Source organism: Kineococcus indalonis (assembly GCF_009906395.1).
GTDB classification, from domain to species: domain Bacteria; phylum Actinomycetota; class Actinomycetes; order Actinomycetales; family Kineococcaceae; genus Kineococcus; species Kineococcus indalonis.
Genome location: NZ_JAAALM010000076.1, coordinates 1 through 10,703, shown reverse-complemented (window position 1 = coordinate 10,703; position 10,703 = coordinate 1). Strand labels below are relative to the sequence as shown.

Annotated in this window: 10 protein-coding genes; 4 read left to right on the top strand and 6 right to left on the bottom strand. The window is 74.7% G+C overall.

Annotation, left to right across the window (positions count from 1 at the left end; all coding sequences use genetic code 11):
* Positions 1–162 precede the first annotated feature (162 nt).
* The 4 genes from GTR00_RS06080 (at position 163) to GTR00_RS06065 (ending at position 5,062) form a co-directional block, all read left to right on the top strand.
* Positions 163–2,451: an endo-1,4-beta-xylanase gene (locus tag GTR00_RS06080; RefSeq protein ID WP_166610740.1), complete on the top strand. Its 2,289-nt coding sequence runs from the start codon at positions 163–165 to the stop codon at positions 2,449–2,451.
* A gap of 231 nt (positions 2,452–2,682) precedes the next feature.
* Positions 2,683–3,054 (top strand): hypothetical protein, encoded by a 372-nt coding sequence (locus GTR00_RS06075; protein WP_166610739.1) that lies wholly within the window; start codon positions 2,683–2,685, stop codon positions 3,052–3,054.
* The gene (locus GTR00_RS06070) at positions 3,015–4,217 is read left to right on the top strand and encodes a globin domain-containing protein (RefSeq protein ID WP_205705191.1); all 1,203 of its coding nucleotides are present in this window, start codon (positions 3,015–3,017) and stop codon (positions 4,215–4,217) included. Before GTR00_RS06075 ends, GTR00_RS06070 begins: the two co-directional genes overlap by 40 nt.
* Positions 4,214–5,062 carry a DivIVA domain-containing protein gene (locus tag GTR00_RS06065; RefSeq protein WP_166610738.1) on the top strand — a complete coding sequence of 283 codons (849 nt, stop codon included), beginning with the start codon at positions 4,214–4,216 and terminating at the stop codon, positions 5,060–5,062. The genes GTR00_RS06070 and GTR00_RS06065 overlap by 4 nt, the downstream gene beginning before the upstream one ends.
* A gap of 317 nt (positions 5,063–5,379) precedes the next feature.
* Here GTR00_RS06065 and GTR00_RS06060 read toward each other — a convergent pair whose 3' ends face one another.
* From GTR00_RS06060 to GTR00_RS06035, 6 genes are all read right to left on the bottom strand, one after another.
* A complete protein-coding gene (locus GTR00_RS06060) occupies positions 5,380–5,607 on the bottom strand; it encodes a hypothetical protein (RefSeq protein ID WP_166610737.1) in 228 nt (75 codons plus the stop codon).
* Positions 5,608–5,654: 47 nt separating this feature from the next.
* The gene (locus GTR00_RS06055) at positions 5,655–6,263 is read right to left on the bottom strand and encodes a hypothetical protein (RefSeq protein ID WP_205705190.1); all 609 of its coding nucleotides are present in this window, start codon (positions 6,261–6,263) and stop codon (positions 5,655–5,657) included.
* A gap of 5 nt (positions 6,264–6,268) precedes the next feature.
* Positions 6,269–7,183: a carbohydrate ABC transporter permease gene (locus tag GTR00_RS06050; RefSeq protein ID WP_323132260.1), complete on the bottom strand. Its 915-nt coding sequence runs from the start codon at positions 7,181–7,183 to the stop codon at positions 6,269–6,271.
* On the bottom strand, positions 7,180–8,073 hold the full coding sequence (locus GTR00_RS06045; RefSeq protein ID WP_240899505.1) for a carbohydrate ABC transporter permease: 894 nt from the start codon (positions 8,071–8,073) through the stop codon (positions 7,180–7,182). Before GTR00_RS06045 ends, GTR00_RS06050 begins: the two co-directional genes overlap by 4 nt.
* A 53-nt stretch (positions 8,074–8,126) precedes the next feature.
* Entirely contained in the window at positions 8,127–9,404 is a 1,278-nt protein-coding gene (locus GTR00_RS06040) for an ABC transporter substrate-binding protein (protein WP_166610736.1), read from the bottom strand.
* 306 nt (positions 9,405–9,710) lie between these two features.
* Positions 9,711–10,703, bottom strand: a 993-nt coding sequence (locus GTR00_RS06035) for a right-handed parallel beta-helix repeat-containing protein (protein ID WP_166610735.1), incomplete at its 5' end; no start/stop codon positions are given.

The window sequence follows — 10,703 nt, the reverse complement described above, 5'->3', positions numbered from 1 at the left end:
GGCCCGGCCGCTCCCGCAGCGGCCGGGCCGTCGGCGTTCCCACCCCCGCGCCCGCTTGACCGGACGGCGCTCGCGGTGGTGCACTTCCACCATTCCGGAACTCTTCCGGAAGGGATCAAGAGCACCGTCGCCCGCACGATCCACCCCGAGGGGAACCGCACGATGAAGCAGCGCACCCTGCGCACCGCCGCCGTCGCGTCCGGCCTGCTGGCCGGCATCGGCGTCCTGGCCGTCCCGCCCGCCTCCGCGGCCACGGCCGGCACCACCCAGGCGGCCGCGGCCGCCTCCACCCTGACCTCCACGTTCGACGCCGGCCTGGACGGCTGGGTCGGGCGCGGCGACGCGAAGGTCGAGCAGGTCGCCGGCGCCGGCCGGAACGGCAGCGGCGCGCTGCGCGTCACGAACCGCCTGCAGAACTGGCAGGGTCCCGCGGTCGACGTCACGCCGAACCTGGCCGTCGGCCAGACGGTCGCCGTCTCGTTCTGGGCCAAGCTGACCCCGGGTCAGGCCCCGACCTCGCTGAACGCGACCGTGCAGCTCACCGCGAACGGGTCGGACGCCTACAACGGCGTCGCCGGCGCCGCCGCCACCGTCAACGCCGACACCTGGACGCAGCTGCGCGGCACCTTCACCCTCGGCTCGGCCGTGACCCGCGCCCAGCTCTACGTCGAGGGCCCCGCGAACGTCGGCTTCCTCCTCGACGACGTCAGCGTCGCCCCCGTCGCCGAGACGCCGATCCAGGACGTGCCGGGCCTGAAGGACGTGCTGGGCCGGGCCGGCTTCGAGCACGTGGGCGTGGCCATCGACCCGCGCGAGACCGTCGGGCGCGCCTCGCAGCTCGTGCAGAAGCACTTCAACGCGTTCACCCCCGAGAACGACGGCAAGCCCGAGGTCGTCCAGCCCACCGAGGGCACCTTCAACTTCTCCCGCCTGGACTCGCTGCTCGACCACGCCGACCGCACCGGCACGCAGGTGTACGGGCACGTGTTCGTCTGGCACTCGCAGACCCCGGCCTGGTTCTTCCTCGACGGCACCCGGCCGCTGACGAACTCCCCGGCGGACCAGGCGATCCTGCGCGGTCGCATGGAGGCCCACATCAAGGGCATCGCCGACCACCTGAAGGCGCGCTACCCCGACGGGGACTACCCGATCTGGGCGTGGGACGTCGTCAACGAGGTCCTCAACGACGGCGACAACGCCAACCCGCACGACATGCGCGACAGCCGCTGGTTCCAGGTGCTCGGCGAGCAGTTCGTCGACCAGGCGTTCACGCTGGCTGACAAGTACTTCCCGCAGCAGAAGCTGTTCATCAACGACTACAACTCCGAGATGCCGGAGAAGCGCGCCGACTACGTCGAGCTCGTCGGCGCCCTCATCGACCGCGGGGTCCCGATCGACGGCGTCGGCCACCAGGTCCACGTCGACTTCGGCCGCCCCGTGCAGTGGCTGGACGACTCCCTCACCGCGTTCGAGCAGCTCAGCGCGCAGAAGAAGAAGCCGCTGCTGCAGGTCATCACCGAGCTGGACGTCAGCACCTCCAAGGAGGTCGTCTCCGCCGACGTCGGCGGCGGCGGGCGCCCCGCGCGCGCCACCGAGGACGACGCGGCCGCCGCGGCGGAGAACGGGTACTACTACCGCGACCTGTTCGACGTCCTGGAGAAGCACTCGCGCTCCATCGAGTCGGTGACGTTCTGGGGCATCAGCAACGCCCGCACCTGGCTGCGCACCTGGCCGATCGCCCGCCCGTGGGAGCAGCCGCTGCCCTTCGACGACGACCTGCAGGTCACCCCGGCCTACTGGGGCATCGTCGACCCGACGAAGCTGCCGGCGCGCCCGGCGGACTTCCTGGCCCCGCGCATCGCCGCCAAGGACCCGGTGCGGGTGCTCTCCACCAGCCCCGCCGGCGCGAAGGTGGACTACGCGCCGCCGGTCGCCGGGGACACCCGCGACGGCGTGCTGACGCCGGACTGCGCCCCGGCCCCGGGCACGCAGTTCGCCATCGGCACCACGACGGTGACCTGCTCGGTGTCCGACCGCGCCGGCAACGCGGCCACCCCGGTCTCCTTCGACGTGGTCGTCACCCCGCCGCCCACCACGACGAAGCTGTACCAGCAGGTCAACAACGGCCCGGTCGTGCGCGCCAACGTGAACCAGACCGTCCAGGTCGTCGTGCAGCTCGGCAACAAGGGCACCGGCAAGCTGCTGGGCAGCTCCTTCTCCTACAGCTGCACCCCGGTGGGCACCGCCCCGTTCGCCCTCGAGCTCGCTCCCGGCTCGGCGCAGCAGGTCGGCAACCGCGACTACCCGGCGGGGCAGAACGCGAACCTCACCCTGCGGGCGCGCCCCACCGCCACCGGCACGGCGACGTTCGACTGCACCGTGAAGATGACCGACGCGTTCGGGGCGCCGGTCAGCGCCACCACGCGCGTCACCATCGACGTGCGGCGCTGAGCCTCGACGTCCGGCGCTGAACCGGGCCGTCCCCGCGGCACCCGTGCCGCGGGGACGGCCCTTAGCGCACCGGCGCCGACCGCGCAGCGTTTCGCGCACACGTGACAGGGCTGCGACGCGAGCCCGTGCACCGGGGACACCACCGGCGGCACGCTGCTAGAACTCACCCGTCGCGGCCGCAGGACCCGGTCGCGACGCGACCGAGGCCGCCCAGCGTCCACCGGAGGGACCATGGCCACGACCGTCGACAACGCCGGCAGCGCCGGCAGCGACAGCCAGGACGTGGCCGTGCGCGCCGCCCGGCTCCTGGAGCTGGCCCAGCGCAGCGCGGACACCGTGGTGGCCGACGCCCGCCAGCAGGCCGAGCGGATCGTCGCCGACGCCGAGGAGCGCGCCGTCGCCCGCGAGGAGGCCGCCCGCGAGGCGGTGCTGGCCGCCCACGTGCGCGGCCAGGAGCGCCAGGCGGAGGCCGAGGCCGCGCTCGGCGCCCTGCAGGAGGCCCAGCGGGCCGCGCAGGTGCAGGCCCGCGCCCTGGCCGGGGAGCTGCTGGAGCTGGCCGAGCGGTGCGAGCCCGGCGCGCCGGGCAGCACCCGGGCCCGCTGACGGGCGGCGGGCACCCCGTGGACATCCCCGCGATGCGGGCCAGCTTCGCCAAGGCGGCCGCCGCCGGCGACGAGGCGCCGCTGTACTTCTACTCGCACCTGTTCCTGCGCCACCCCGAGGTGCGGCCCATGTTCCCGGTGTCGATGGTGCACCAGCGTGACAGGCTGTTCCGGGCGCTGGGGCAGGTCGTCGACCTCGTCGACGACCTCGACACGCTCGTGCCGGTCCTGCAGCAGCTGGGCCGCGACCACCGCAAGTTCGGCACCCTGGCGGCGCACTACCCGGCCGTCGGCGCCAGCCTGCTGGCCACGCTGCAGCACTTCGACGGCGCCTGGGACGAGTCCCTGGCGCGCGACTGGGGCGCCGCCTACGAGCTCGTCGCGAAGGTCATGGTGGACGCCGCCGAGGGCGCCGCGCAGGAGCCCGCCTGGTGGGAGGCCAAGGTCGTCACCCACGAGGTCCGCTCCCTCGACGTGGCCGTGCTGCGGCTGCAGACGCAGGTGCCGCTGGGCTACCGCGCCGGGCAGGCCGTCTCCGTGGAGACCGAGCTGCGCCCGCGGCTGTGGCGGTACTACTGGCCGGCCGGCGCCGCGCGCCCCGACGGGCTGCTGGAGCTGCACGTGCAGGCCCACGACGGTGGTCCGGTCAGCTCCGCGCTCGTGCGCCACGTCGGCGTGGGCGACGTGCTGCGGCTGGGACCGGCGCAGGGCGCCGCCACGCTGCTGGAGTCCGGGCGGGACCTGCTGATGGTCGCCTCCGGCACCGGGCTGGCACCGCTGAAGGCCATGGTGGGGGAGGTGGCCGCCACCTCCCCGGGGCGCCGGGTGCACCTGTTCGCGGGCGCGCGCGACGAGGCGGGCCTGTACGACCTGCCCGACCTGCGCCGCCTGGAGGCCGAGCACCCCTGGCTGACCGTGACGCCCGTGGTCACCGGCGAGGGCCGCGCGGCCCGCTCCGCCCACGAGCACGGCGACCTGCCCGAGGTGGTGCTGCGGCACGGTCCCTGGACCGCCCGCGACGTCCACGTCGCCGGCGACCAGCGCACGGTGGAGCGCACCGTGGAGGCGCTCACGGCCCACGGCGTCCCGCCGGAGCGCGTGCGCGCGGAGGTCCTCGCCCCGAGCAGGCCGGGGCCCGACGTGGGAGGGGAGGTGGCGCGGTGAGCGAGCACGAGGGTGCGCGAGCGGCGAGCGCGGGGCTGAACGGGACGGCCCGGCAGGTGACCGGGGGCCAGGAGGCGCGGGTGGGACCGGCGGACGTGGAGGCGGTGCGCTTCAGCAGCGCGGGCGTGCTCCAGCGCGGCTACGACGTGGGCCAGGTCGACGACTTCCTGGACCGGGTGCGCGCCGAGCTGGAGCGCGCCGGGACCGAGCTGCAGCGCCTGGAGGCCGAGAGCGCGGCGCTGCGCGAGGAGCTGCGCGCCGTGCGCGAGGAGCCCCCGGCCGCGCCGGCGCCCGTGGACCCCACCGAGCAGGCCGTGGGGATCCTCATGGCGGCGCAGCAGACGGCCGACCAGTACGTCGCCGACGCGGAGGGCTTCAGCCGGATGCTCGCGGGCCAGGCCCGCGAGCAGTACGAGAACCTGCTGCAGCGGGCGCGCGAGGAGGCCGACGAGGTGCTGCGCGCCGCGCACGCCGCCGCCGGTGCCGCCTCGGCGGGCCCCCTGGACGCCTCCGCGGGCCCGGCGGCCCCGCCGGCCCCGGGCGTGCCCGCGCAGGGGCCCACGGCCGAGGAGGTGCGTGAGCAGGTCGCCTACCTGCAGGCGTTCGGGCGGGCCTGCCGCACCCAGCTGCGCACCTACCTGGAGGGGCTGCTCGCCGACGTGGAGGCGCAGTGGGGCCGCGCGGACCCCTCGGCCCTGCCGGCCGCGACGGCCGCGGCCGGGCAGCGCACCGCGCCGGGCGGCACCCCGCTGGAGACCCCGCTGCCGGCGCCGGGCGCCGTCGACGCGCACCGCGCCGTGGTCGACCTCACCGGCAGCGACCGCACGGCGCCGGCGCACCGCTGAGCGGGCCGGGGCGCCGGGGCCGCTGAGCACGGGCCCCGGCGCGGCGCGGGCGGCACCGGGCGGGCGCTGACGACCTTGCCGCCGCGGGCCACGGCGGGGAACGGCGCCTCGCCGACGGTGCGGCCCTCGCGCGCCGCCAGGTCGGTGGGGTTGACCCCGGCGGCCTCGACGGCGACGAGGACCTCCTCGGGGCCGACGTCGGGCTCGGGGCGCTGCACCACCCGCAGGACCTCGGGACCACCGGGCTCGCTGACCTCCGCCCCGCGCACGTCCCCGTTCCTGCGCGCTGCGGGGCCCGCGCGCACCCGGGAGGGGGCTCAGCGGCGCGCGGCCACGTCGTGCAGGGCGCGGCGCTTGACGGCCTCGCCGAACAGGGACAGCCCGGCGTTCAGGCCGAGCAGGCCCGCGGTGCCCTCGGCCACCCACGCGCCCGCGGCGGTGCCGCGGGCCCGGCGGGTGGCCGCGTCGGTGACCACGCACACCCCGGCGCCGACGAGGAGCAGCCCGAGGGGGGCCAGGCGCTGCCAGGCGCGGAAGTCGTCCACCGCGCCAGTGTGGACCGCGCGCGCCCGCCGCGCCCCTGCGCAGCGGGTCAGGCGGTGCGCGGGCGGCGCGCCTCGACGGCCACCAGGCCCAGGACGACGACGCCGGCGCCCGGCAGCGCCAGGGGCGGCAGCATCCACGCCAGCACGGCCACGAAGGCGGCGGAGGCGGCCACGAGGGCCGAGCCGCCGGGGTCGGCGGCGCTGGTGCGCGCCGCGGCGCGCACCAGCGCCGGCCAGGACGCGCCGGGGCGCCAGGAGCCGGCCGCGCGCAGGGCGACGACCAGCACGCCGGCGCCCAGCAGGGCGGTGGCCGCCAGCAGGACCCGGGCGCCGGGCAGGGGACCGGTGGCGACCAGGGCGTTGAAGCCCAGCAGGGCCAGCGCCGCCAGCACCGCGGCCGACACCGCCCAGGAGCCGCGCAGCGCGGTGCGGGCGGTGCGCAGCAGCACCCGCACGCCCGAGACCTCCCCGGCGCGGTGGCGGCGCAGGTGCTCGGTGCCGCCGGCCACGGCCGGCAGGGCCGTCACCAGCGGCAGCGCGAGCAGGGCCACCACCACGCCGGTCAGCAGGGTCTCGGCGAACAGCTCGAAGGAGTCCCGCGCGCCGGCCGGGCGGGGCGCGGCGCGGCGCGCGGGGGCGGGGGCCCGTCGGGACACGCGCCTCAGCCCTTCAGGCCCTGGGTCGCCACGCCGTCCACGAGGAAGCGCTGGAAGACCAGGAAGAAGAGCATCACGGGCAGCAGCGCCAGCACCGACATGGCGATCTGGGCGCCGTAGTCGGAGACGCTGGTCTGGTCCACGAACAGCCGCAGCGCCAGCGGCAGCGGGTACTTCTCCGGGGAGTTCAGGTACAGCAGCGGGCCGAGGAAGTCGTTCCAGCTCCAGATGAAGGCGAAGATCGAGGAGGTGATGATCGCCGGGCGCAGCAGCGGCAGCATGATGCTGCCGAAGGTGCGCGCGTGCCCGCAGCCGTCGATGCGGGCGGCCTCGTCCAGCTCGCGGGGCACGTTGCGCATGAACTGCACCATGAGGAAGACGAAGAACGCCTCGGCGGCCAGGAACTTGCCGATGAGCAGCGGCACGAACGTGTCCACCAGGCCGAGCTTCTGGAACACGATGTACTGCGGGATGATCAGCACGTGGAACGGCAGCAGCAGGGTGCCGATCATCAGCGCGAACCACACCCGGCGGCCGGCGAAGTCGATGCGGGCGAACGCGTAGGCCGTCACCGAGGACGACAGCACGGTGCCCACCACGGACAGCACCGCCAGCAGCAGCGAGTTCCAGGTGAACGTCCAGAAGGACACGCCGCCGATGCCGGCCAGCGCGGTGCGGAAGTTGTCCAGGCCCGCGCTGCTGGGCAGCAGCGAGGGGTCGCCGACGATCTCGTTGGTCGGCTTGAGGGACGACACGAGCATCCACACGGCCGGGTACAGCGCCACCACCAGCACGGCGATGGACAGCACGTGCAGCACCACCGAGCGCGTCAGCGCACCCTGCTGGCGCCGGGCCTTGCGCGAGACGGGCGCCGGGTCGCTCAGCGCGGCGGCGGTGGTCGTCGAGGTCGCGGTGCTCACTTGGACTCCCCGCTGTAGTGGACCCACGCGTTGGACGTGCGGAACATCACCGCGGTGATCAGGCCGATGACCAGCGCCAGCACCCACGCCATCGCGGAGGCGTACCCCATGCGCGAGTCCTGGAAGCCGCGCAGGTACAGGTACAGGGTGTAGAAGAGCGTCGAGCCGGCCGGGCCGCCCTGGCCGCCGGAGATGACGTAGGCGGAGGCGAAGACCTGGAAGGCGTTGATCGTCTCCAGCAGCAGGTTGAAGAAGATGACCGGCGAGAGCATCGGCACGGTGATGTTCCAGAACCGGCGCAGCGCCCCGGCGCCGTCCACGGCCGCCGCCTCGTGCAGCTCCTTGGGCACCTGCTTCAGGCCGGCGAGGAAGATGACCATGGGGGCGCCGAACTGCCAGGTGGCCAGCAGGATCATCATCGGCATCGTCTTGTCGGGGTCGCCGACCCAGCCGCCGGGCTGCCCGCCCAGGCCGGTGAGGACCACGTCGACGATGCCGGCGTCGGAGAACATCGCCTTCCACACGATGGCGATGGAGACGCTGGCGCCGATGAGCGAGGGCGCGTAGAACGCCGAGCGGTAGAAGCCCTGCCCGCGCATGCCGCTGTTGAGCAGCAGCGCCACGGCCAGGGCCGCGGCCAGCTTCACCGGCGTGCCGATGAGCACGTACACCAGCGTGACCTTCACCGACTGCAGGTAGCGCGGGTCGTCCAGCAGGCGGGTGAAGTTCTCCAGGCCCACCCACTCCGGGGCCCGGAAGAGGTTGTAGTCGGTGAAGGCCAGGTACAGCGAGGCGAGCATCGGCCCGGCCGTGAGGACGAAGAAGCCGATGAGCCACGGCGCGAGGAACGCGTAGCCGATGCGGTTCTCCGCCCGCCGCGCCCTCTTCAGGCCGGGCGCGGCGGGGGTCGCCGGGGCGCTGGGGCCGCGCAGCTCGACGGTGCTCACTGCTGCAGCGCCGATTCGGCCTCGGCGAACCACTCCTCGACCGCGTCGTCGACGCTGGTGCGGCCGTAGTTGATGTCCTCGGTGATGCGCTTGAAGGCGGACTCGGCGGTGCCGAAGCCGATGGCCAGCGGAGCCGGGCTCTCGCCGAGCTCGCCGGCGATGGACTCCTCGTAGGCGACGATCTGGGCGTCGGCGCCCTCGAAGGTGGTGCCGTCGCGCTGCGTCTTGGAGGCGGGGATGCCGCGGGAGGTGCCGAAGATCTGGCCCACCTCGGGGTCGTTGACCATGAAGTCGACGAACTCGGCGGCGGCCTCGGGGTCCTCGGTGCCCGCCCCGATGGAGTAGACCATCGAGGCCTTCTGGAACAGGCCCTTCTCGTCGCCGTCGCTGGGCGGGGCCACGATCTCCAGCTTGGCCGCGCCGGAGTCGGTGAGGTAGCCGGCCAGGAAGTTGTCCCAGCTGAACTCGGTGGCCGACTCGCCGGCCCCGAAGGGCGACTTCGGCAGCAGCTGGGTGGTGCGCTCGGCGGAGACCAGCGAGCCGTTGGCGCGCAGCTCGGCGGTGGACTCCCACCACTGCTTCAGCTCGGCCTTCGTGAAGCCGACCTGCCCGTCCTCGGTGATCGCCTGCTTGCCCTGCTGGCGCAGGTGCATGTCGAAGAGCCAGAAGGTGCCGGTGTAGTCGCCGCTGCCGAAGACCCCCTCGGGGGCCTTGGCGCTGACCTCGGCGATCCAGGCGTCGAACTGGTCCCAGGTCATGTCGCCGGTGGGGGCGGCCACCCCGGCCTGCTCCACGATCGCGGGGTTGTAGAACAGGCCCAGGGCGTTGGTGCTGATCGGCACGCCGTAGGTGGCCTCGTCGATCTGCCCGGAGGGCATGAGCGTCTCGGCGATGCCGCTGGTGTCCAGGGTGTCGGCGACCTCCTCCAGGTCCAGCAGGGCGCCGCGGTCGGCGTACTGGCGCAGGTAGGAGATGTCGAACTGCATGACGTCGGGCAGGCCGCCGCCGGCGACCTCGGTGGCGCGCTTCTGCCAGTAGCCGTCGTAGTCGGTGAAGTTCGGGTTGATCTTGATGTCGGGGTGGGCGGCCTCGAACGCGGCGATCGCCTTGGTCATGCGGTCGGCGCGGTCCTGGCTGCCCCACCACGTGTAGTCCAGGGTCACGGGGCCCTCGGCGGCGGCCTCCCCGCCGGCGTCGCCGCCGCCGCAGGCGGTCAGCCCGAGCACGCCCGCGCAGAGGGTGGCGGCGATGGTGAGGACGGGTCGGTTCTTCATCGTCTGAGCTCCGTTGCTCGGGGACCGGTGCACCGGCCCGGGGTTTGAATCGATGCAGAGAAAACGCTTACCGGGAGAGTAGGTGCGACCCGGGGGGCCGTCAAGCAAGTCCGCGCCTTCCGGTCCAGCACCCGCCGCCGCACTGTTGCAACGATGCACGAACCGCGCGCGCGACACGCCGCGGGGTGCACGGGCCCGGCGCGAGCAGCGCCCCGCCCGGCACTGCCGGACGGGGCGCTGCGGGTGGTGCCGGTGGTGCGGGGCCGGGGCGCCGGGGGAGCGGCGCCCCGCAGGGAGGGGCGCTGCTCAGCCGCAGCGGTCGGCCGGGCCCCCCACGACGCAGCCGCTGCTCTCCACGAAGACGGCCGCCCCCGGGTCCTGCAGCGGGCTGCCGGGCACCGCGTGGGTGACCCACACGTCCTGCGGGGCGTTGCCGGCCGTGGCGTTGCGCGTGACCAGCACGTCCTCCACCGTGCCCGGCGGGACGGCCCCGACCGGGTCGGTGCCCGGCGGGGCCGTGAAGCCGACCAGCGCCACCGCCCCGGAGGGGAAGTTGACCGGCTCGGCGCCGGCCGGCGTGCTGGGCCGGTGGTCCGTGATCGTGTTGTCGGCCACGAGCACGTGGTCGGCGTTGGTCACGGCCACCCCCGTGCCCGAGACGCGCTGGGTGCCGTCGCGGCCCACCAGGCAGTAGCGGTTGTTGGCGCTGACCGCGTTGCCCACGACCGCCCAGTCCCCGCCCCGCACGTGGCGGGTGGTGTCCGGCACCTCGGTGGCCGAGTCGTCGAAGACCAGCACGCCGGCGCAGTTGCCGGTGAGGGTGTTGCCCCGCACGGTGCCCCCGCGCGACTCCTTGGCGAACACGCCCAGGTTGTAGCCGACCACCGTGTTGCCCGCCACGAGCGCGCGCGCGGCGTCGGAGTCGCCCACCGACACCCCGGCCGTGCCCGAGTACCACGGCGCGCCGCGGTCCCAGCCCAGCTCCAGGTTGTCCTCCACGACGGCGTCGTGGGAGTCGGCCACCAGCACGCCGTAGCGCTCGTGGGCCACGCCCTTGGTGCGGCGCACGTCCACGCCCCAGGCGCCCCACGTCACCACCCCGCTGGCCGGGTGGTTCAGGGTGCCGAGGTCCTGCACGCTCACCGGCGCGTCCGGGCCCAGGAAGAACAGCGCCGAGACGTCGTCGGCCAGGGTGCTGCCGTCGTCCTCCTCGTCGGCGCGCTCCTGCGCCTCCCAGCACGGCGTGGCGGCGACCTCCGGCAGCGGCGCGCCCGCCCCCCAGTCCGGCCAGGTGATCGT